Raw genomic sequence first — 22,074 nt, 5'->3', positions numbered from 1 at the left:
CCCGGCAAAAGCTATACAATTCGGCGCCCTAAATAAGCCGTGAAGATACATGCGTCCTCTGCTCTCGCTTCTCCTGGCCACGCTGCTGGGCTCCTCCGCGTTCGCCGCTGCGCCCGATACCTTTGTCGAAGCCAAGGTAATCGCCAAACAAAAAGTCTATTTCGACCAGAACACCAGCGCCCAGGGCGACCTCTATTGCGGCTGCCAATGGGAGTGGGTCGGCAAGTCCGGGGGGCGCGTCGATGCCGCCTCCTGCGGCTTCCAGGCACGCAAGCAGGAAACCCGTGGGGAGCGCACCGAATGGGAGCACATCGTGCCGGCCTGGACCTTTGGTCATCAGCGCCAGTGCTGGCAGAACGGCGGCCGCGAACACTGCGTGGCGGATGACCCGGTGTTCCGGGCCATGGAGGCCGACCTCTTCAACCTCTACCCCGCCGTGGGCGAGGTGAATGGGGACCGGGCCAATTTCAACTACGGCATGGCCCAGGGCGTGCAGCCCCAATATGGCCGCTGCACGACCAGGATCGACTTCCAGGAACGCGCCGCCGAACCGCGCGACGAGGTCAAGGGACTGGTCGCCCGGGTCACCTTCTACATGTTCGATCGCTACGGCCTGAACATGTCGCGCCAGCAGCAGCAACTGCTCATGGCCTGGGACAAGCAGCAGCCGGTCACCGCCTGGGAGCGCGAACGGGACAGACGCATCGCCGCGGTGATGGGCTACGGCAATCCCTTCGTGTCCGGCGAGCGGCACTGGACGCTGGGCTACCAGCCGGTCGGCGACGGCATCGTCAGCCCGCTGCCCGGACCGAAATCGGCGCCGAAGGCACCGGCCAGGACCGATAGCCCTGCCGCTGCCAGCCAGGGCGCGATCATCGGCAACCGCAACAGCCACGTCTATCACCTGCCGCAAGGCTGCCCGAGCTACGCCCAGGTGTCGCCGAAGAACCAGGTCACGTTCGCCTCGGAAGCCGAGGCGAAGGCGGCCGGCTTCACCAAGGCGGGCAACTGCGCGCCCTGATCGCTGGCCGCTGGGCGCTGGCCCCCATGCATCAGGGGGCCCAGGCCGTCACTGACCCTTGGACAGCTCCACCAGCATGCGCGTGAGCAGATAGATACGCGGCGCCACGCTGTACAGTTCGACGTACTCCTCCGGGGTATGCAGCTTGCCGCCGACGATGCCGAAGCCGTCCAGGGTGGGCACGCCGGCACCGGCGGCGATGCTGGCATCCGCGGCGCCACCGCTGCCTTCGACGGTCAGCTTGCGGCCCAGCTCGCCATAGATGCCCTGGGCCATGGCCAGCAGCCGATCGCTCGCCGCCGTCTGCGGCATCGGCGGCAGGCCACGCTCCAGCCGCGTGGTCACCTCGGTATCGGGGATCTGCTTGTTGGCAGCGATGCGCGCCAGGTCCTTTTCCACCCGATCGAATTCTTCGGGCAGCGCCGCGCGGACGTCGGCCTTCGCCACGGCGTGATCGGGAATCACGTTGATGCGCTCGCCCGCCTCGATCACGGTGAAGTTGACCGAGGTCTTCTTTTCCGCATCGCCCAGGTTGCCCAGTTGCAGCACCTGGTGCGCCACCTCGGTGGCGGCGTTGCGCCCCAGCTCCGGCGAGACGCCGGCGTGGGACGACTTGCCCTTGACCTCCACCACGGCGGTGGCGCTGCCCTTGCGCCACACCACCAGGCCATCGGCCGGTCGACCGGGCTCCAGATTCAGCGTCACGTCGTGCTGCTTGGCGGTGCTGGCGATCAGCTCGGTGGCGGCCTGGGAGCCGGTTTCCTCGCTGGCGTCCAGCAACAGGGTGATCTGCCCGTAGTCCTTGAAGTCGAGCTGCTTGAGGATCTCCAGCGCCGCCAGGGCGACCACGATGCCGCCCTTGTCGTCGGACACGCCCGGACCATAGGCGCGTTTTTCATCGGTGCGATACGGCCGGGCCTTGGCGGTGCCTTCCTTGAACACCGTGTCCATGTGCGCCAGCAGGAGAATCTTCGCCTTGCCGCTGCCCTTGAGCGTGGCCACCAGGTGCTGGCTCTTGTCCGGCGCGGTATTGGGCACCTGTTGCAGCGTGGCGCCGAGTGTCTTCAATTCCGCGCTGACCAGCTTGCCCACCTCGCTCAGGCCGGGCTCGTAGCCGGAACCCGAGTCGATGTTGACCAGTTGTTCCAGCAGCTTGAGCGTCGGCGCCTTGGCCTGCTCCGCGGCAGTCTGAATGCGCGCATCGAGCGCGGCACTGGCGGGCAAGGCGATGCAGCAGGCGAGAACGGCAGCGAGGGTGGTGCGGAAGAACGGAGCGGACATCGGGCTTTCCTTGTTGGCATTGTTGGATTAGTCAGACAACTGTAGTCGCAACAAGGACATAGGGGAAATTCGCGCCGTTCCAAACCGGCCTGAGCCCGTAGCGGGCTGCCGGCGGTGCTTGTCCTGAGGAAGTATCCAGGGACCAGACACGCCCGTAGCCGGAGATAGCCCAAGGCCAGTCGCCCACGATCCGGCCGCACTGCTGCAGAGGAGGCTGTCATTCGTCCGCTGACAGCAAGAGAGCTGCCGGGCCGAGCGTCTAGCCAAAGGTCGCGTGACTCATTTTCGGGCATGCGTGCGACCGGCCGCTGGAGGTGTCTAGCGCCGGCCATCGACTGAAAATGCAGCCAGAAAAACCCGCGCAAAGCCCCTACAGCAGCGCATTCATCGAGCTACGTCGCACAATTTTGGAGCAAAATATTCATCAAAAAAGCCTATTGAATAAAAAATTTCATCGCCTTACTCTCGGCTCGACGTCGTAAGGAACAAGCCACTGACCGCACCGAAAAATAGGGAGTGAAGATGAAAGCGAAGATAGCGTTGGGTCTGCTCATGACCGCCGCCGTAGCCCTGCCCGCCTGGTCAGCCGACTGGACGGTGGGTGCCAACGTCGGCAACGTGCCCTGGGAGTTCCAGGACGCCAAGGGTGACTTCGTCGGCTTTGAAGTCGATGTGGTGAAGGAAGTGGCGAAACGGGCCGGCAAGACCGTGGATTTCGTCAACATTCCCTTCAACGGGCTGTTCAGCGCGGTGCAGTCGAAACGCGTGGACATCGCGATTTCGTCCATCACCATCACGCCCAAACGCCTGGAATCGGTCGCCTTCGCTCAACCCTACTTCGACAGCGACCAGTCGCTGACCGCCCTGACCAACTCCAAGGTGAAAAGCCTGGCGGACATGAATGGCAAGGTCGTGGGTGTCGATACCGGCTCCACCGGCGACATGTGGATCGGCCAGCACAGGAACGAATACAAGTTCGCCGATGTTTCGCGCTACGAAGGGCTGTCACCGGCCATGCTGGACCTGGGCTCCGGGCGCATCGATGGTTACCTGAGCGATATCCCCGCCGTCCTCTACTACATCAAGGACAAGCCGCAATTCACCGTCGTCGCCCGCATCCCCACCGGTGAACGCTATTCGCTGATGCATGCCAAGGGCTGGGCCATGAGCGATCAGGTCAACGACATCATCAGCAAGATGAAGGAAGACGGCACCCTGGGCGCCATCCACAAACAGTGGTTCGGTACCGAGGCCGACAAGGAGTCGAGCACCCTGAAGGTCTCCGCCGCACCCAAGTGAGTCCTGCCGCTGCTGCAGGCCCGGGACGCCGTCCGCGCGCCCCGGGCCGTGACCGAGGTATCCCATGGATCTTCTGCAAACCTTCTTCAACTGGAACGTGCTCGTCGAATCGCTCCCCCTGATGATCCGGGGCCTGGGCGTGACCGTGCTGCTGGGCCTCGTGAGTATCGTCCTGGGGCTGGTCGGCGGGCTGTTGCTGGCGCTGCTGCGGCTGTATTCCTACGCCCCGGTCCGGCTGCTGGCACGCATCTACATCGACATCATGAGGTCCATCCCGCTGCTGGTCCTGCTGGTCCTGATCTATTACGCGCTGCCCTTCGTCGGGATCCGCCTGTCCTCCTTCGCGGCAGCGGCCAGCGCGCTGTCCCTCGTGTCCTGCGCCTACAGCGCCGAGATCTTTCGCTCGGGCATCGAAGCCATTCCCCGCGGTCAGTTCGAGGCGTCGGCCGCCCAGGGCATGAGCTTCTTCAACACCATGCGCGACGTCGTGTTGCCCCAGGCGATCCGCATCGTGCTGCCGCCCATGACCAGCAACTGCATCAACGTCATGAAGGACACCGCCCTCGCCTCGGTGGTGGCGATGCCGGACCTGCTCAAGCAGGCCACCCAGGCCCAGGCCCTGACGGCCAACCCTACCCCGCTGGTGGGCGCCGCCCTGCTCTATCTGCTGCTGCTCCTGCCCATGGTGCAACTGGTCAGCTGGGTCGAAAGACGCAATGCCATGGGAGGCAAGACCGCATGAGCACCCTGATCGACATCGAACACCTCGACAAGTACTACGGCAATTTCCAGGCGCTGAGCGACATCAATCTGCAGGTGGAGGAAGGCGAGGTGGTGGTCATCCTCGGCCCGTCCGGCTCCGGCAAGTCGACGCTGATCCGCTGCATCAACCTGCTGGAAAACTATCAGCAGGGCCATATCCGCGTGGCCGGGGAACGGGTCGAGAACGGACCGCGCCTGGCCGGTATTCGCAGCGAAGTGGGCATGGTCTTCCAGAGCTTCAACCTCTATCCGCACCTGAACGTCCTGGACAACGTCTCGCTGGCGCCGATCCGGGTGCGCGGCCTGAACCGGCGCGAGGTCCACGCCCGCGCGCGGGAGCTGCTGGTCAAGGTCGGCATGGGCGATCACGCCCACAAGTACCCGAGCCAGTTGTCCGGCGGCCAGCAGCAGCGGGTCGCCATCGCCCGCACCATGGCCATGGAGCCGCGCGCCATCCTCTTCGACGAGCCCACCTCGGCGCTGGACCCGGAGATGGTCGGCGAGGTGCTCGACGTCATGCAGAACCTGGCTCGCTCCGGCGTCACCATGGTCGTGGTGACTCATGAAATGGGCTTCGCGCGGCGCGTCGCCGACCGGATGATCTTCATGGAAAGCGGCCGCATCGTCGAACAGAACACCCCGGACCCCTTCTTTACCGCCCCTCAGGAACCCCGCACCCGGGCCTTCCTGCAGGCCATCCTGCACCACTGATCCTGGCTGGAGAGAGTCGCGTGAATCCCCTCGATATCGCATACGTTCGCAAGCAGTTTCCCGGTCTGGCCGGCGACTACGCCTTCATGGACAACGCCGGCGGTTCCATGGTGTTGCAAGGGGTCGCCGACCGGGTGGCCGACTACCTGCTCAACAGCAGCGTCCAGCTGGGCGCCTCCTACGCGCCCTCGGTCGCGGCCGGCGAACGGGTGATGCAGGCGCGCCGCTCGGTCATGCAGCTGATCAACGCGGCTCATCCCGACGAAGTCATCATGGGCGGCTCGACCACCCACCTGCTGCAGATACTCTGCCGCGCCATCGCCCCCTCGATCGCGCCCGGTGATGAAATCATCGTCACCAATTGCGACCACGAGGCCAACATCGGCCCCTGGGTCCGGCTCTGCGCAGACCGCGGCGCCACACTGCGCGTCTGGGAGGTCGATCCCGACAGCCTCGAGCTGGAACTGGACGACCTGCAGGCGCTGCTCGGCGACAAGACCCGCTACGTAGCCGTGACCCACGCCTCCAACATCCTCGGCTCGATCAATCCCGTCGCCGAGATCGCCCGCCGCGTGCATGCCGTGGGGGCGCAGCTGTGCGTGGATGCGGTGGCCTATGCGCCACACCGGCTGGTCGATGTGCAGGCCAGCGGCGCCGACTTCTATGTCTACAGCTTCTACAAGACCTTCGGACCGCACTTCGCCGTGCTCTGGGGCCGTCGTGACCTGCTGCTGGACTTTCCCAGCCTCAACCACTTCTTCATCGGCCAGGAGGTGGTGCCCTACAAACTGCAGCCCGGCAACGTCAACTACGAGCTGTCCTTTGGCTGCATCGGCATCTCCGACTACCTGCTCGACATCGCCAACCAGTTGGGCATCCAGGGTAGCGAGCGCGAGCGGATGCAGGCAGCATTCGACGCCTTCGAGATCCAGGAAGATGCCCTCGCCGAACGACTGCTGGGCTTTCTGCGCCAGCGCCCCGGGGTCCGCATCATCGGCAAGACCAGCGTCCAGGCGCGCGTGCCCACGATCAGCTTCGTGGTGGAAGGCGTGCGCTCGGAAGCCGTGGTGCTCAAGGTCGACGAGCAGCGCATCGGCATCCGCTTCGGCGACTTCTATGCCCGACGCCTGATCGAAGCCCTGGGCCTGGCGCCCCAGGGCGGCGTGGTACGGGTGTCGCTGGCGCACTACAACACGCTCGAAGAAATCGACCGTCTCATCGCCGCGCTCGATCAGGCAATCACCGAATTGCGCTGACCGGCGCCTCTCCTTTCCACCTGCCGAGCGTTTTTCATGGCCTTACCGGAAACCCTTGCGGAGCTGCGCGATTGCATAACCGCCCAGCACGAACACCTGTCGGAGCGCCTGCGCGATGCGGCCCGCTTCCTCATCGACAATCCCCACGAGATCGCCCTCAGCACGGTCGCCGAACTGGGCAAGCGCTCCAACATCGCCCCGGCGGCTTATATCCGGCTGGCGCAGGCGTTGGGTTTCGCCGGTTTCAAGGATCTGCAGCGGCTGTTTCGCGCGCCGCTGCAACAGGCCGCGGCCACCCACAGCGAGCGCATCCGGCACTACGGTGGGGAAAAGCTGCTGGATGACCCCAGCGACGTCGGGGCGATCCTGCGGGAATTCAGCCAGGCCAATATCGTGTCCCTGGAACACCTGGCGGAAGGCGACCAGCAGGCCAATATCGAAGCCGCCATCGCCCATCTGCAGCTGGCGCGCACAACCTTCGTCATCGGTCTGCGGCGGGCCTTTCCGGTGGCCGCCTATTTGAGCTACGCCCTGGCCCGCGTGGGCCGACGCGCCGTGCAGATCAGCGGTGGCGGCGGCACCCTGCCGGAACAGGTCAGCGCCATCGCCCAGGACGACCTGCTGATCGCGGTGAGTTTTCCACCCTACGCGAGGGACACCGTCGAAGCCTGCCGGCAGGCGCGCGAGGCGGGTGTGACGCTGGTGGCCATCACCGACACCGTGTTGAGTCCGATCGGAAAGATGGCGGAGACGGTGATAGAGGTCAACGATGCCGAGCTGCTGGGCTTTCGCTCCCTCACCGCCTCCTTCTGTATCGCCCAGACCCTGGCCATGGGACTCGCCTTCAGCCAGGGCGATACCGATGGCGCCTTCGACCATGAACGGCTGAAGGACATCGACTGCTGAGCCCAAGCGCTCACCGGGTAGTTCACAACAATCACTTCAGGAGTAGATCCCGATGCTGTCACCTGCACGCGATTTGGTCGGTTATGGAAGACAACGGCCGCAAGGCACCTGGCCCAACGGCGCCCGTCTGGCCATCAGCCTGGTGATCAACTACGAGGAAGGCTCCGAGCGCTCGCTCGCCATGGGCGATCCGGACCAGGAGTCGATGACCGAATGGGGCAGCTACGCCATCCCCGCCGGCACCCGCAACCTGGCCATGGAATCCATGTACGAATACGGCTCCCGGGTCGGCATCTGGCGGATCCTCGACATACTCGACGAACAATCGGTACGCGCGACCTTCCACGCCTGTGCGGTGGCCTTCGAACAGAATCCCGACGTCGCCCAGGCGGCCGTCGCCGGTGGCCACGAGATCTGCAGCCATGGCTATCGTTGGGAGGAAGTCTTTCGCCTCAGCGAAGCAGAGGAGCGCGAGCATATCCGCCTCGCCGTCGAATCCTTCGAGCGCACCTGTGGCAAGCGGCCGGTCGGCTGGTACTGCCGCTACGGCGCCAGCATCCACACCCGCCGGCTGGTGGCCGAGGAAGGCGGTTTTCTCTACGACTCCGACGCCTACAACGACGACGTCCCCTACTTCGTCGAGGTCGAGGGCAGCCGCCATCTCGTCGTGCCCTATACCGCCGACGTCAACGACTTCCGCTACTGGAATTCGCCCGGCCTGTCCCAGGCCTCGGACTTCTTCGAATACATGAAGGAAAGCTTCGAGGTCCTCTACGAGGATTCCGCGACCGGACCGCGCATGATGTCGATCGGACTGCACCCACGCATGGTGGGTCGTCCGGGTCGGGTCCGGGCGATCAAGAGATTCATCGAATACGCCAGGCAGTTTGAAGGGGTCTGGTTCGCGACCCGCGAGGAGATCGCCCGCGCCTGGCTGGAAAGGGCTGACGGCTAGCCCGGTTCCCATGAATCCGGAGGCGCTTCGAAGGCCTCCGCTGTCCCGGGATTACCGGGGTGTGGCTTCAAAACCGGGCGATCAGCACCACCCCGGCGATCATCAGGATCGCGCCCAGCAGCCGCCAGCCGTTGACCGCATGCTGTTCCATGGAAAACAGGCCGAAGTGATCGATGGCCAGGCTGGCGATGAGGTTCGCGGTGATGGTGACGCCGTTCACCGGCGCTGCGCCGAGGCGCTGGATGAACAGCAGACCGGCAAAGACCGCCACCGCGCCGGCGATGCCGCCCAGGGGTGCCCACCAGGGCATGTCGCCGATCTGGCTCATCGAAGGCAGCGGCCTGGGCATGCAGATGAACAGCCCGAGCGCGACGAAGGTGACCATCACGAAGGACACCGAGGTCGCCAGCCAGGGATTGACCAGCGCCTTGTTCAGCGAGCCGTTCATGGCCGCACCGGCAGCCTGCAGGAATCCGGCCACGACGATAAGGATGTAAGCCCAGTTCGCAGTATTCATCAGGAGTCGTCTCGGAGCGGAGCATGGGAGAGACGCGGGGCCGCTCAAGCGACCCGGCGAGGCCTGAATTACGACTGGACACATCTTGTAAAAGTGCCGTCTCGCTCACGCGTGAAGGCTCTACACCGGGATATTGGGCGCTTTTTCGACCAGCGGGCCTGACCCGCCGCCTGGATCCATGCCGGTCCCGCCAGCCGATCCGCTCGAACCCCGATGCGGTCCTGCGCCCTCCTCCGCCAGGGCCGATGTCCAGCGTCAGCCCTATTTCACGATGGCCTTGACCGCCGCCAGCACATCTCGGGTGGCCTGCCGGGTCGCCTCCGCATCGGGCCCGACCTTGGGCCCCAGCACCACGCAGCTATCCTGATAGGAAAAGACCTTGCCGGTCTGCTGGTTGATCAACTCGCCCTTGGCGTTCTCGGTAATCCGACACTCACGCACGGTCTGGCTGCCCTTCGCGACCACCACCGGACTCCAGGCATAGGGGCTGTCGAAGCCGTGCTCGGCGTGAGGATAGGTGTGCACCCCGAGATCGGCGCCCTGCTGCTTGAGCGTGGCGAGATAGCCCTCGCAGCGGGAATAGGGATCGTAGTTGTCGGCCAGGCCGTGGTAGACGCGCAGCGGCTTGGCGACGACCCGGTCCTGCTCGCGAAAGCTGATCGAGCAATCGGGATAGAACGACAGATAGCCGGCGAACTGGAAGTCCTGACTTTTCCAGCGCTTGTCGAAGCGCTCCATGGCGGCATAGAGCGAGGCCTGTCCACCGCGGGAAAAGCCCATCAGGATGATCTTGCCTGTATCGATGCGGGGATGCCGCGCGAGCAAGGCACCGGCGCGATAGTCATCCAGCACGAAATTGAGCCGCCCCAGCTGAGCCTGATTGGTGGCAGTGCTGGTGATGCCCCGGCCCGAGAAGCCATCCACGGCAAAGGTGGCGATGCCGGCCTGATTGAACTGCCGCTGCCAATAGGTGATGTTGGCCCCCACCCCGCCCGACCCATGCTGCAGAAGCACCACCGGCACCCTGCCCTCGCCGGGCGGCAGCGATAGCACGCCGCCCAGCAGAACCTCGGTGCCGCCCTGGTCCCCCGTCAGGAATTGCTGATCGCTCAGGGTCAGCGAGGTGAAGGTCAGCACCTCTTGCCGAGCGGGTATGTCGGTAGCGGGCGCGGTGGCGGCGAAAGCCGTGGCACTGGCAAGACCGGCAATGGCAGCGAGTAGGGGGCGCAGGGTTCCAGCGGACAGGTAGCGCATCGGTTGCATCCTTCTTGTGGGGTCTTCCCAAGGTAGTCAATCGGCGGTGCCCTGCTGGAAAGACGGCGAGCAGAACCCGCCGCACTAGCCAGAATTGGCACCCTTGCCGCGCGATCCTGCCTCGAGGTACGAAATTTGTAGCTTTCGCACTACCGGCCCTTTGCTACCCAAAAGGTTTCCTAAATGCACCAAGACGGCTCCCTCGCGTTACCGCCGCGCGTCCGCCATCGGTATACCGGTGACATCGACGAGCATGCGCTCTGCGTCGAGGGCTGGCGCATGCAATACGATCAGTTGTCGGCGGGGCGCTTCCACGGCGAGCTCAGCGACCTCTGGCTGGACGATGTCAGCCTGCTGCGGGACAGATCCAACCAGGCGATGCTCAAGAGTGGCGAGGCTCAGGGGGACACCCTGACCTTCAGCCTGCCCCTGCGCGACGCTGGCGCCCTGCACTGCGCCGGCCATACCCTGCACGAAGCCCAGTTGCTGGTGGCGCGAGGCGACAACCTGCCGGAGCTGCGGACCCCGGCCAATCTCGAACTGCTCTGCATCAACCTGCGGGAAGCCGAGATGGCGCGGCTGCTGGCCAGTCAGCGCAGCGACCTGAGCGTGCGCGATCTTTCCGGCTGCTATCGCCTGCCTGCAGGGGGGCCCCACGGGGAGCTGGCCGCCCTGGCCCATGAGCTCTTCGCCTCCGAGGCGGAAATACAGTCCTGGCTGGCCCATCCGCGTACCCGCGCGACCCTGCGCGATACCGTGCTGCTGTACCTGCTCGATCTGCTCGACACCTCGGAGTCCCAGGAACTGGCACCGAGCGCGCGCCTGCGGGTAATCCGCCGGGCGCGGGAATACGCCCTGGCGCATCCGGACCAGCCGCCCAGCATCCTCGAACTGTGCAGTCGCGTGGGCGCCAGTCGGCGCAAGCTGCAGTACTGCTTCCAGGAGACGCTGGGCATCAATCCGGTGGCCTATCTGCGAACCCTGCGCCTCAATGCGGCCCACCGCGCCCTGCGCCGGGGCGCAGGCGAATCGGTACAGGACGTCGCCGCCCAGTGGGGCTTCTGCCATCTCAGCCGCTTCGCCCGCGACTATCAGCGGCTGTTCGGGCAGCTGCCCTCCGCCACCCTCAAAGCCGCCATGCAGAAGTGCTGAATCTGGCTAACGGCGGGTAACGGCTTTCCCTCAGGCTCGAATGGCCAATAAGAAGAGGGAACTCCATGAACGTTACCCGCCCGCTCCACACCCTTGCCGTCGGCCTCACCGCGCTGGGAATGACCGCCGCCAGCCTCGCCACCGAGAACGGCTCGCCCACCACCGCCTTCGGGGTCTACGACTTCGGTGCCGGCTTCACGCCACCGCCCACGCCGCACGGCACCCTAGGCTTGCGCGCCAACTACTACCGCGCCACCTCCGTCCGTGACAGCCACGGCCGCGACAACGGCAGCGACTTTTCCATCGACGTCCTCTCCCTGGGCCTGGCCTATCTGAAGATGACCGATACCCGGGTGCTCGGCGCCCGCTATGGCTTCGGCGGGGTCCAGCCCTTCTTCAAGATGGACGCGGACCTTACCGTCAAGGCCAACGGCGTGCCGGTGTTTTCCGACCGCGCCGAGCTCTTCCGCCAGGCCGACATCCAGGTCATTCCGCTGATCCTGCAATGGGAGCCCTCGCGCAACCTGGGCGTGAACTTCTGGTTCCAGGTGCAGGCGCCTACCGGGGACTACGACAAGCGGCGGCTGGTGAATCCGGGCACCAATCACTGGACCGTCTCGCCCATGCTCAACCTGAGCTACATCTCCGATTCGGGCTTCGAGGTCTCGTCCAGCTTCCAGGCCGACTTCAACAGCCGCAACAACGCCACCGACTACCGCAGCGGCACGGAGTACCGTCACGAATTCGCCGTGGGTCAGCACCTCGGCCCCTGGACCCTAGGCCTGGGCGGCTACTACTACCGCCAGCTGACCGACGACGACGCCCCTGGCCTCACGCGCGGCAATCGTGCTCGGGTGCTGGCGCTGGGACCCGCGCTGAGCTTCTTCCAGCCCGGCCTGCCGCCGGTCTGGGTGCACCTCTACAAGGAAGTCGACGCCCGCAACCGCGCCGAGGGCTACGCCTTCGCCGTGCGGCTCTCCCACAGCTTCTGAGGATCTGCGCATGACACTCAACGTCTCCTCCCGGCAAACTCCCGGTCGGCCGCAGGGCGCCGTACTCCTGCTCGGTAGCAGCCTGACCATCATGGGCTCGGTGATGGTCGCGCCGATCATTCCCAAGCTGGGCGCCGAATTCGGTCCCGTCGAACCCCGTGCCGATCTGCTCATCCCCCTGGCGATGACCGGCCCGGCGCTAGCCATCGCCCTCTTCGCCCCCCTGGCCGGCTGGCTGGCCGACCGCCTGGGGCGCAAGCGCCTGCTGATCCTGGCGACGCTGTGCTATGCCGTGCTCGGCATGCTGCCGGCGCTGCTGCAGTCGCTGCCGGCCATCACCCTCACCCGGCTGATCTTCGGGCTGGCCGAGGCGGCGGTTATGACCTGTTGCGTGACGCTGATCGCCGACTACTGGCAGGGCAGCCGGCGCCTGGCCTATGTCAACGGCCAGGTCGTCGCCATCAGCCTGGTGGGCTCGCTGTTCTATGTGGTGGGTGGCGCCCTGGGCGAGCATTCCTGGCGCACGCCCTTCTATCTCTATCTGCTGCCCCTGCTGCTGGTGCCCTTCATGCTGCGGCTGCTATGGGAACCGGTCCGTTCCGCCGTGCAAGCTGGCATCGAAGAAGGCCCGCAGCACAGCGCGCCGCTACCGCTGCTCGTCAACTACCTGCTGGTCTTCGCCGGCATGGTGCTCAGCGTGGTGGTGCCCATCCAGAGTCCGCTGCTGCTGGTGCAGCTGGGCGTGACGTCCAGCACCCTGATCGGCGCCTCGGCGGGTCTTGGCCTGCTGGCGACCCTGGGCGGTCCCTTGCTATGGCCGCTGTTGCGGCGCGGGTGGGGCCTGGCCGGCTGCAACGCCGTGCTGCTGGCCTGCATGGGCAGCGGCCTCTGGCTGCTGGTCCATGCCCGCAGCTACGAGGCCGTGCTGGTGGCGGTGAGCATCCACGGCCTGGGCGTCGGCATGCTGGTGCCCAACACCATGGCGCCGGTGATGGGTGCCCTCAGCGCCCGGGCCCGGGGTCGCGGCATGGGGGGCTACACCGGCTGCCTGTATCTCGGCCAATTCGCCAGCCCCCTGGTGGTGGCGGTGCTCCTACCCTTCGCCGGCGATCTGCACCTGGCCATCCGCGCCCTGGCCCTTGCCGCGCTGGTCGCGGCCCTTGGCTGGGCCGCGATCGGCCTCCTGCGCCGCAAGACCGCCCTGCCGACCCCATCGCGCTCTTCCTGAATTCTGATCGAGGATCTTCCATGCACAGCCTGCAATCCCTGCTGGACACCCACGACGGCCACGGCCTGGCGATGCTGCTGCGGCAGCGCGAGATCACGGCGGGCGAGCTGCTCGAAGCGGTCATCGAGCGCCTGGACACCGTGGAGCCCAGCCTCAATGCCGTCAGCGAGCGACTCTATGACCAGGCCCGCGCCGCGGCCAGGGCGCCGCTCGACGTCAATGCGCCCTTCGCCGGGGTCCCGACCCTGGTCAAGGACCTCTTTACCCCGTTGGCCGGGGCCCGCATGACCAATGGCTCCCTAGCCCTCGGCGACGCGCGCCCGGATTTCGACTGCGAACTGGTCACCCGGCTGCGCCAGGCCGGCTGCCTGTTCGTCGGCACTACCACCTCGCCGGAATTCGGCACCTCCTACAGCACCGAATCGCGCCGTTTCGGCGCCACCGCCAATCCCTGGAACCCGGCCCACAGCGCCGGCGGTTCGAGCGGCGGCGCTGCGGCTCTGGTCGCTGCCCGGGTGGTGCCCTTCGCCCACGGCAACGACGGCGGTGGTTCGCTGCGGGTACCGGCCTCCTGCTGCGGGATCTTCGGCCTCAAGCCCAGTCGCGGCCGGATGCCCTCCGGCCCCATCGTAGGCGAAGGCTGGGCCGGCATGGGCACGCCCCATGCCATGAGCCTGTCGGTGCGCGACAACGCCCTGCTGCTGGACGCCACCGCCGGCGCCGATCTGGGCGCGCCCTACGCGGCACCGAGCCAGGAGGTGCCCTTCGCCAGCCTGCTGGAGCGCGATCCGCGCCCGCTGCGCATCGCCCTGGTCGAGCACCTGGCGCCCTGGCCCAGCGGGCCCGACGCCCTGGCCGCGGTGCGCCACACGGCGCGGCTGTGCGAAAGCCTTGGCCACCACGTCGAACCGGCAACCCTGCCGGTGGACCTGCCGTGCTTTCTCGACCAGGTCTTCGACATCATCGGCCCGAGCACCCGCCACTACCTGCAGGTGCTGGGCGCGATGCGCGGTACCCCGGTCAGCGAAGAGGAACTGGACGCCCGCACCCGGGTGATCCTGCGCGAGCGGGGCGATATCCCCGCCCACCGCTACGCCGCCGCAGTCGAAGGCCTGCACGCCCTGGGCCGGACCCTCGCGCGCTTTCTCACCGACCATGACGTCATCCTCAGCCCCACCCTGACCCGTGAACCGCCGCGCCTGGGTGAACTCGACGGCGGGCACGCGGAGCGCCCCCTGGCCGAGGCCATCGCGGCCTTCCACAGCTACTCGCCCTTCACCGCCCTGTTCAACGCCAGTGGTCAGCCGGCCATGTCGGTGCCGCTGTGGTGGACGCCCAGCGGCTTGCCCCTGGGCAGCCACTTCGCCGCGCGCTTCGGCGCGGAAGGCACCCTGCTGGCCCTGGCCGCCCAGCTGGAACGCGCGCAACCCTGGGCGGGACGGCGGCCGCCGTTGCTGGGTAACCGCTGAAGCCCTGGCCGCCGGGCAACGGCGGCCGCGGTCCCGGGTGGCAGACGGAGACGCCCATCGCAAACCGGTGGGCATCCTGTCACCCGCTTCGCTTGGATGCTCGCTATACTGGCCGCGCACGGCCTGTGACGAACACCTCTAGCATCCGTGTTGGAGGCTTCAACCTGTCGCTCGCCATCTTCCCCGCTGCCCCGGCAGGGCACCGTACGAGCGACCCGATGAGCACTCTCACCTCGACTCCAGTCCCCTCGTACCTCCTGTCCCAGGACATCGATCTCATTGCCGAGATCGCCGCGGTACCCAGGATCCTGGACGTGGTCTGTCGGATGACAGGGATGGGCTTCGCCGCCGTCGCCCGGGTGACCGACGATCGCTGGATCGCCTGCAGTACCCTCGACCTGATCGGCTTCGGCCTGGAGCCCGGTGGCGAACTGGACGTCAAATCGACCATCTGCGACGAGATCCGCGACCATCGCCAGCCGGTGGTGATCGACGACGTGGCGCGGGACGAGCTCTATCGCCACCATCACACGCCCAGGCAGTACGGCCTGCGCAGCTATATCTCGGTCCCCATCGTGCTGGAGGACGGCAGCTTCTTCGGCACCCTCTGCGCCATCGATCCGCAGCCGGCCAAGCCCAGCAGCCCGGAGATCCTGCCCGCCTTCGAACTCTTCGCCAGCATGATCGCGCTGGAGATCGACGCCCAGCGCCGCTTCGTGGCCGCCCGCAACGTGCTGCACAGCGAAGGCTTTTCCCGCAGCCTGCTCCAGGCCAGCCTGGATTGCGTCAAGGTCCTCTCCGCCGGGGGCCATATCGAATTCATGAACGCCCAGGGCCTGGAGCTCAACCAGTTGCAGTCCGTCGATCAGGTGATGGGCTGCGAATACGCCGCGCTCTGGCCTGACGCGGAGGTCGAGAAGATCCGCCACGCCGTCAGGCGCGCCGTCGAAGGCCAGGGCACCCGGGTCGAGGGATTCTGCCCCACGGCCCGGGGCGAGCCGCGCTGGTGGGAGGTGTCCTGTTCGCCCTTCGCGGTGGCCGGCACCGGCGAGGTCAAGATCGTCTGCATCTCGCGCGACATCAGCAGTCGCATCCTCGCCCAGCAGGCGCAGCAGGCCCGTGCCGAAGCCATTGCCGCGCTCAACGACGAGCTGGAGCTACGCATCTCGGAGCGCACCGCCGAGCGCGACCAGATCTGGAACTGCTCTACCGATCCGCTGTGCGTGGCCGACCTCGAAGGCTTCTTCGTCAACCTCAATCCGGCCTGGACGGCGACCCTGGGCTGGTCGCTCGACGAGCTCAAGGCCCGTCCCTTCCTGACCTTCGTCCACGATGACGACCTCGTCGCCACGCGCCAGGCGTTTCGCGACGTCAAGCAGGGCATGGCGCTGGTCAGCTTCGAAAACCGCTATCGCCACCGCGACGGCACCTACCGCTGGTTTTCCTGGAATGCCACGCGCAACGGCGAACTCATCTATGCCACCGTGCGCGACGTGACCCAGCAACGCCAGCAGACGCTGGATCTCGCGGCCGCCGAAGACGCCCTGCGCCAGGCGCAGAAGATGGAAGCCATCGGCCAGCTCACCGGGGGCGTGGCCCACGACTTCAACAACCTGCTCACCGTCGCCCGCACCTCCTGCGACCTGCTCAAGCGCCCCAACCTCAGCGATGCGCGACGCGAGCGCTACCTGGAAGCGATCTCCACCACCGTGGATCGCGCCGCGCGATTGACCGGGCAACTGCTGGCCTTCGCCCGGCGCCAGGCCCTGGCGCCCGAGGTGTTTTCCGCGCGGGACAATGTCCTGGCCATGGGTGACATGCTGGAAACCCTGCTGGGTTCGCAGGTGGGCATCGAGCTCGAGGTAGGCGATGACCCGTGCCTGGTCTATGCCGACCCCAGCCAGTTCGATACCGCGATGGTGAACATCGCGGTGAACGCCCGCGACGCCATGAGCGGTGCCGGACGCCTGACCATAGGCGTAATGACCGTCGCCGGCATTCCGGCCGGCGGGGCTCAGCCAGCGCTGGACCTCCCGGCCGTGGCCATCACCCTGGCGGACAACGGCAGTGGCATCGCCCGGGAACACCTGGAGCAGATCTTCGAGCCCTTCTTCACCACCAAGAGAGTCGGCCAGGGCACCGGACTCGGCCTGAGTCAGGTGTTCGGCTTCATCAAGCAGTCCGGTGGCGAGGTGCGGGTCACCAGCGAGGTCGGCCGCGGGACGACCTTCCACCTCTATCTGCCGCTCGCGCCGGCAACCGAGCCGCAACCGGCCCTCGAGGAGTTCGTCGCGGCGGCCGATGGCAGCGGGATCACCGTCCTGGTGGTCGAGGACAACCTCGAGGTGGGTACCTTCGCGGTCGAGCTGTTGAGTGGCCTCGGCTACCACGCAGTCCTGGCCACCAACGCCGAGCGCGCCCTCGACCTGCTCGCCGACCAGCCGGGTCGATTCGACGTGGTCTTCTCGGACGTCGTCATGCCCGGCATGAGCGGGCTGGAGCTGGCCATCGAGATCAGACGCCTCTATCGCTGCCTGCCGATCCTGCTGACCTCCGGCTACAGCCACGTCCTGGCGACCAATGGCGCCCAGGGCTTCGAGCTGATCCACAAGCCCTATTCGGCGGAGGCCCTGTCACGCCGGCTGCAGCAGATCCTCGAAGAAACCACGACGCACCTGACCACCTAGGGCGCCGCGGTACGGACGGTCAGGCTCAGGCACGGCCGGGGCGCACCGCCAGGGCCGAGACGAGCACCCCCGCCACCACCAGGCCGAGCCCGGCGACGAACAGGCTCGACACGGTGGCGCCAAACGCCAGGCAGGACGCCAGGGTTCCCACCAGGGGCACCCCGAGCGTGACGGTCGACATGGCGAAGGTGGATATCCTCCGACCGAACTCCGCCGAGATGACGAAACAGGCCGAGGTGGCGATCGGACCGATAAAGAACAGCTCCTGCAACAGCCGGGTATCCAGGGTGACGGCGGTCGGCCAGCCTTCGCTCAGCCAGGCGGCAAAGGCCAGGGGCACCACGGCCAGCAGCATCTGCCAGGGTGCCAGTGCCAGCGGCGACGTCACCCAGCGATGGCGCTTCACATGGAGGATAACGAGCGCCCAGCTCACCGCGGCGAGCAGGAGAAAGAGTGCCCCCTTCACGGTGCCCGGCTGCGTCCAGTCGAGTTCCGCGGGACTGCAGACGGCGACCACCCCGGCCATGCCGATGGACAATCCGGTCAGCTGCAGGCGCGACGGCGCCTGGCGAAACAGCAGCCAGGCGACCAGCACGCACCACAGGGGCGTGGTGTAGGCCAGCAGCACGGCCCTGCTGGTGTCGATCTGCACCATGGCCACCATGCCAAGCCCGGTGAAGGTCATCATCTGCAGCAGTCCCACGCTGGCGATGATCGGCAGGTCCTGCCGGGTGGGTAGCCTGAGTTGTCCCCGCAGCGCCAGGTAGAGGCACAGGCAGATCGCGGCGCTGGCGAATCTCACGGTCGCCAGCCAGAGCGGCGGCACCGATTGCAGGGCGAGCTTGGTCACCGGCCAGCTGCTTCCCCACAGCAGCACCATGACGCCGAGCGCGACATAGGTGGAGGAAAGCCCGAAGGCCTTGCCTGGAAGGTCGAGGTTCTGCCGAATCGTAGCGCTCACGATGCCACCCTGTTGCCCATGGATCACTCGGAGTTATGCTATTTCCGCTCGCGCGAGAAAACGCACCTTTCTCTTCGTAAAAAATGGAAATATCGGTAAATCCAACCCTGCAGAGCTCGCAAAGAGGAAATTCCTACCGTGAACCGCGCCAAACTCGACGATGCCAGCCTGCGCATCCTGGATGCCCTGCAGCAGAACGCCGAACTGAGCAATGCCGAACTGGCGGAAATCGCCGGACTCTCGACGTCCCCCTGTTGGCGGCGCGTGGCGGACATGAAGGAGCATGGCGTCTTGCGCGGCGCCGTGACCCTGGTCGATCCGGCCGCGCTGGGGCTCGCCATCAACGTTTTCGTGCATGTGTCGCTCAAGCTGCAGGACAAGCAGTCGCTGGAGGTCTTCACGGATGCGATCAAGGAGCGTCCGGAGGTCATGGAGTGCTACCTGATGAGCGGCGAGGCCGACTTCATGCTCAGGGTGGTGAGCGAGGACCTGGCCAAGTACCAGACGCTGCTGCTGGATTGCCTCACGACCATCCCCGTCGTCGCCAGCATCAGATCGAGCTTCGCCCTGAGCCAGGTGAAGTACACCACCGCCCTACCGACCAATCACCTGCGCGGACGGGCGGCGGGCAGCCGTCGCTGAGACTGCCCGCTGTCGCGCTCAAGCGTGGCCGAGGAGGCCCACGGATCGCCGCCCGCGCCTATGGGAGGTGCCGGACAGCCGGACCCGCGACGCGACGGCGGCCATCCACCCCGGGCGAGTGATCGGGTAACATGCGCCGCCGCGGGCCAAAGGCCCCTTTCTCTCGGTAAGGAGTCACAGTGTTCGAGACCCAGGTCATCATCATCGGTGCCGGCGCGGCCGGTTTGATGTGCGCCCTGAGCGCCGCCGCGCGCGGGCGCCGGGTGCTGGTACTCGACCATGCCAACAAGGCCGGCAAGAAGATCCTCATGTCCGGCGGCGGCCGCTGCAACTTCACCAACCTCTATTGCGAGCCCGCCAACTTCCTCTCGCAGAACGCGCATTTCTGCAAATCGGCACTGGCGCGCTACACCCAATGGGACTTCATCGCCCTGGTGGCCAAACACGGCGTGCCCTACCACGAGAAGAAGCTCGGCCAGCTGTTCTGCGACAACAAGGCCAGCGACATTCTCGCCCTGCTGCTGGACGAGTGCGAACAGGGCGGCGTCGACATCCGCCTCAATACCTCGGTGCAGGAGATCGCCCGCCTCGACCCGGGCGGCTATCAGCTGCAGACCAGCCTGGGCCCGGTGCGTGGCGAGTCCCTGGTGATCGCCACCGGCGGCCTGTCCATCCCGACTCTCGGCGCCACCGGCTTCGGCTATCAGGTCGCCCGCCAGTTCGGCCATCAGCTGCTGCCGACCCGCGCCGGTCTGGTGCCCTTCACCGTCACCGATCCGCAGCTCAAGGAATTCTGCAGCGCCCTGTCCGGCACGGCGGTGGAAGACTGCCGGATCAGTTGCAACGGCCAGAGCTTCGTCGAGAATCTGCTGTTCACCCACCGTGGCCTCAGCGGTCCGGCGATCCTGCAGATCTCCTCCTACTGGCAACCCGGCGACAGCCTCAGCATCGACCTGCTGCCGCACCTGGACCTGGCCCAGTGGCTCGCCGAGCAGCGCCAGGCGCGGCCCAACAGCGAACTCAAGACCCTGCTGGGCGAGCTGTTCACCAAGAAGATGGCCACGCTGCTCGCCGACAGCTGGTTCCAGTCCCGGCCGCTGAAGCAATACACCCCGGACGAACTCAAGGCCATCGCCGCCCGCCTGCACGACTGGCAACTGGTCCCGGCGGGCACCGAGGGCTACCGGACCGCCGAGGTCACCCTGGGCGGCGTCGACACCCGCGAGGTGTCGTCCAAGACCCTGGAGTCGCTCAAGTCGCCCGGCCTGTACTTCATCGGCGAGGTGCTGGATGTCACCGGCCACCTGGGCGGTTTCAACTTCCAGTGGGCCTGGGCGTCGGGTTACGCGGCGGCGCAGTACGTCTAGGCCAGGGCAAAGCGCTTTGCGCCTGGACTCAGGCAGCCGCAGACGGCCAGGTCTGGCTCGCGATGCGCAGGAAATTCCCGCCCAGGATGGCGTCGATGTCGGCGGCGGTGTAGCCCCGTCCCACCAGTTGGTGTATCAGTTCAGGTAGCGCCTCGGGTTGCAGCTGGGTATGACCATGCGGCTGTCCATAGTGGCGTGCGGGCCACCAGTCTTCGGCGTCGACGCCAGCGGGCAGGTCATGGTCGGCCGGGCACAATTCGGTATCCAGCCCGATGCCGATATGGCGAATCCCGACCCGCTCCGCCAGGTAGTCGATCTGGCGGACAAAGCTGGCCACCGAAGCCGCGGGATCACCCAGAAAGATGCCTAGCCCGGTCAAGCCGATCACCCCATCCTGGTCGGCGCAGGCGCGGATCTGGCGATCGCTCACCGTCCGCGGATGCTCGTGGAGCGCCTTGATGTTGGTGTGGGAAAAGACCACCGGCCGTGTCGACACCGCCATGATCTCCAGGCTGGCGCGCTCGCTCGCGTGGGCACAGTCGAGGGTGATGCCCGCCGCATTGCCGGCCGCCACCATCTCGCGACCCAGCGCCGTCAAACCGCCCCCCGCGCCATGGCAACCCCCGGCGCAGCTGTTGTCGCGGTTGTAGGCGAGCAGCATCTGGCGCACCCCGAGACTGGCATAGAGCCCGACCATCGCCGGGTCGTCGAGCAGCATGGTCGAGCCTTCGAGATCGAAGGACACGGCCAGCTTGCCTTGCTCACGCGCCCGGTGGATGTCGGCCACCGTGCCGACCAGACGGAAGTGCGCCTCATGCCGCGCCAGCCAGGCGCGGAAATCCGCGAGGGTTTGCACCACCATCGCGAAAGGCGTCATGTCCATGCCGACGTTGATCGACACATGATGGAAGCCGGCGTCGCGATAGCGATGCAAGCCGGACATGTCCTGCCCCGGCACCAGGGGCAGGCAGGCATGCGCCTCCCAGCGGATCGGCCCGAGTCCCGCGGATATGGCTGTGACCGGCTGCATTGGCGTCCCCCTACGCACGTCTCGAGGGATGCAACATAGCATGCGAACGGGGGCCGGGGTCCGCCCGGCCCGCCGCGGCGCTAACCGACGTTCACGGTCCGCAGCAGCGCCGGATCCACGACCCTTGCCTGATAGCGCACCGACGCCTGGCCATAGGCCTGAGGATCGAGCACCTGGTCCCAGCGTGCCGGTGCCTGCGCCTGCACCGCGACGACCTCGGACTGGGCCGCCTTGGGCTGCAGTGCGGCCTGGGCGCGTCTTTCGTTGATCTCGGCGGCCATGGCGGTGTAGCTGGCGGTGCTGAGCAGGGCGAGAGCGGCCATCTTGTTGAAGACGTTCATGGTGGATCCTCCTGTCTTGAACACGGGGGCTGGCGTCGCCGCGGCAGCGGGCCGGCGTCAGTCACGGTTCCACCTTGCGCCCAGGCGTCTTAACGCTGTCTTAACCCCTCTGAACCCGACCTGAACGACTGCGACAACCTGCCCCAGGCGATGGCCACTGGCCAATTGATCTGGATCAGTTTTGCCCAGGGCCAGCAGGCGCATCCTGCATGCAGCCGCCACTCCGTCCTGGAGCGGCGCCAC

General features: G+C 66.5%; 20 protein-coding genes. 14 read left to right on the top strand and 6 right to left on the bottom strand.

Annotation, left to right across the window (positions count from 1 at the left end; translation table 11 throughout):
* The first annotated feature begins 58 nt into the window (after positions 1–58).
* The gene (locus PSEK12I1_RS0114400) at positions 59–1,021 is read left to right on the top strand and encodes an endonuclease (protein ID WP_027601971.1); all 963 of its coding nucleotides are present in this window, start codon (positions 59–61) and stop codon (positions 1,019–1,021) included.
* Between the two features lie 48 nt (positions 1,022–1,069).
* On the opposite strand, the gene PSEK12I1_RS0114395 is transcribed toward PSEK12I1_RS0114400, so the two are convergent.
* Positions 1,070–2,302 carry a glutamate carboxypeptidase gene (locus PSEK12I1_RS0114395; RefSeq protein ID WP_027601970.1) on the bottom strand — a complete coding sequence of 411 codons (1,233 nt, stop codon included), beginning with the start codon at positions 2,300–2,302 and terminating at the stop codon, positions 1,070–1,072.
* A gap of 522 nt (positions 2,303–2,824) precedes the next feature.
* On the opposite strand from PSEK12I1_RS0114395, the gene PSEK12I1_RS0114390 reads away from it, so the two are divergent.
* The 6 genes from PSEK12I1_RS0114390 (at position 2,825) to PSEK12I1_RS0114365 (ending at position 8,191) form a co-directional block, all read left to right on the top strand.
* On the top strand, positions 2,825–3,601 hold the full coding sequence (locus PSEK12I1_RS0114390; protein WP_027599753.1) for a transporter substrate-binding domain-containing protein: 777 nt from the start codon (positions 2,825–2,827) through the stop codon (positions 3,599–3,601).
* Between the two features lie 64 nt (positions 3,602–3,665).
* Positions 3,666–4,343 (top strand): amino acid ABC transporter permease, encoded by a 678-nt coding sequence (locus PSEK12I1_RS0114385; protein WP_027599754.1) that lies wholly within the window; start codon positions 3,666–3,668, stop codon positions 4,341–4,343.
* On the top strand, positions 4,340–5,074 hold the full coding sequence (locus PSEK12I1_RS0114380; RefSeq protein WP_027601969.1) for an amino acid ABC transporter ATP-binding protein: 735 nt from the start codon (positions 4,340–4,342) through the stop codon (positions 5,072–5,074). Before PSEK12I1_RS0114385 ends, PSEK12I1_RS0114380 begins: the two co-directional genes overlap by 4 nt.
* Positions 5,075–5,094: 20 nt before the next feature.
* Positions 5,095–6,330, top strand: a complete 1,236-nt coding sequence (locus tag PSEK12I1_RS0114375) for a cysteine desulfurase-like protein (protein WP_027601968.1) — start codon at positions 5,095–5,097, stop codon at positions 6,328–6,330.
* A gap of 36 nt (positions 6,331–6,366) precedes the next feature.
* Positions 6,367–7,236 (top strand): MurR/RpiR family transcriptional regulator, encoded by an 870-nt coding sequence (locus PSEK12I1_RS0114370; protein ID WP_027599757.1) that lies wholly within the window; start codon positions 6,367–6,369, stop codon positions 7,234–7,236.
* Positions 7,237–7,288: 52 nt separating this feature from the next.
* A complete protein-coding gene (locus tag PSEK12I1_RS0114365; protein ID WP_027599758.1) occupies positions 7,289–8,191 on the top strand; it encodes an allantoinase PuuE in 903 nt (300 codons plus the stop codon).
* 67 nt (positions 8,192–8,258) lie between these two features.
* On the opposite strand, the gene PSEK12I1_RS0114360 is transcribed toward PSEK12I1_RS0114365, so the two are convergent.
* Together PSEK12I1_RS0114360 and PSEK12I1_RS0114355 are read right to left on the bottom strand one after the other, a co-directional pair.
* Positions 8,259–8,708: a DMT family transporter gene (locus PSEK12I1_RS0114360; RefSeq protein ID WP_027601967.1), complete on the bottom strand. Its 450-nt coding sequence runs from the start codon at positions 8,706–8,708 to the stop codon at positions 8,259–8,261.
* 261 nt (positions 8,709–8,969) lie between these two features.
* Complete coding sequence (locus PSEK12I1_RS0114355; RefSeq protein ID WP_037007001.1) at positions 8,970–9,962, bottom strand: dienelactone hydrolase family protein; 993 nt, start codon at positions 9,960–9,962, stop codon at positions 8,970–8,972.
* 183 nt (positions 9,963–10,145) lie between these two features.
* Between PSEK12I1_RS0114355 and PSEK12I1_RS0114350 the strand changes: the two genes are divergently transcribed.
* The 5 genes from PSEK12I1_RS0114350 (at position 10,146) to PSEK12I1_RS23820 (ending at position 17,490) form a co-directional block, all read left to right on the top strand.
* Positions 10,146–11,114, top strand: a complete 969-nt coding sequence (locus PSEK12I1_RS0114350; protein WP_027601965.1) for a helix-turn-helix domain-containing protein — start codon at positions 10,146–10,148, stop codon at positions 11,112–11,114.
* Between the two features lie 65 nt (positions 11,115–11,179).
* Entirely contained in the window at positions 11,180–12,106 is a 927-nt protein-coding gene (locus PSEK12I1_RS0114345) for a transporter (RefSeq protein WP_027601964.1), read from the top strand.
* A 10-nt stretch (positions 12,107–12,116) separates the two neighbouring features.
* Entirely contained in the window at positions 12,117–13,334 is a 1,218-nt protein-coding gene (locus PSEK12I1_RS0114340; protein WP_027601963.1) for an MFS transporter, read from the top strand.
* Positions 13,335–13,354: 20 nt separating this feature from the next.
* Entirely contained in the window at positions 13,355–14,803 is a 1,449-nt protein-coding gene (locus PSEK12I1_RS0114335) for an amidase (RefSeq protein ID WP_027601962.1), read from the top strand.
* 218 nt (positions 14,804–15,021) lie between these two features.
* Positions 15,022–17,490, top strand: coding sequence for a PAS domain-containing protein (locus tag PSEK12I1_RS23820; RefSeq protein ID WP_027601961.1), 2,469 nt, complete (start codon positions 15,022–15,024; stop codon positions 17,488–17,490).
* A 25-nt stretch (positions 17,491–17,515) separates the two neighbouring features.
* On the opposite strand, the gene PSEK12I1_RS0114325 is transcribed toward PSEK12I1_RS23820, so the two are convergent.
* On the bottom strand, positions 17,516–18,451 hold the full coding sequence (locus PSEK12I1_RS0114325) for a DMT family transporter (protein WP_231501009.1): 936 nt from the start codon (positions 18,449–18,451) through the stop codon (positions 17,516–17,518).
* A gap of 138 nt (positions 18,452–18,589) precedes the next feature.
* Here PSEK12I1_RS0114325 and PSEK12I1_RS0114320 point away from each other — a divergent pair, with 138 nt between their 5' ends.
* Both PSEK12I1_RS0114320 and PSEK12I1_RS0114315 read left to right on the top strand, forming a co-directional pair.
* Positions 18,590–19,093 carry an Lrp/AsnC family transcriptional regulator gene (locus PSEK12I1_RS0114320; RefSeq protein WP_197027415.1) on the top strand — a complete coding sequence of 168 codons (504 nt, stop codon included), beginning with the start codon at positions 18,590–18,592 and terminating at the stop codon, positions 19,091–19,093.
* Positions 19,094–19,272: 179 nt separating this feature from the next.
* Complete coding sequence (locus PSEK12I1_RS0114315) at positions 19,273–20,460, top strand: NAD(P)/FAD-dependent oxidoreductase (RefSeq protein WP_027601959.1); 1,188 nt, start codon at positions 19,273–19,275, stop codon at positions 20,458–20,460.
* A 28-nt stretch (positions 20,461–20,488) separates the two neighbouring features.
* Here the strand turns inward: PSEK12I1_RS0114315 and PSEK12I1_RS0114310 are convergent, their stop codons facing one another.
* Together PSEK12I1_RS0114310 and PSEK12I1_RS0114305 are read right to left on the bottom strand one after the other, a co-directional pair.
* The gene (locus PSEK12I1_RS0114310; RefSeq protein ID WP_027601958.1) at positions 20,489–21,490 is read right to left on the bottom strand and encodes a membrane dipeptidase; all 1,002 of its coding nucleotides are present in this window, start codon (positions 21,488–21,490) and stop codon (positions 20,489–20,491) included.
* An 80-nt stretch (positions 21,491–21,570) separates the two neighbouring features.
* Complete coding sequence (locus tag PSEK12I1_RS0114305) at positions 21,571–21,831, bottom strand: hypothetical protein (RefSeq protein WP_027599766.1); 261 nt, start codon at positions 21,829–21,831, stop codon at positions 21,571–21,573.
* Between the last annotated feature and the right edge of the window lie 243 nt (positions 21,832–22,074).

Source organism: Pseudomonas sp. MOIL14HWK12:I1, assembly GCF_000510705.1.
Lineage (GTDB): Bacteria > Pseudomonadota > Gammaproteobacteria > Pseudomonadales > Pseudomonadaceae > Chryseomonas > Chryseomonas oryzihabitans.
The sequence above is the reverse complement of the archived record's forward strand: the minus strand, read 5'-3'. Positions and strand labels throughout refer to the sequence as shown.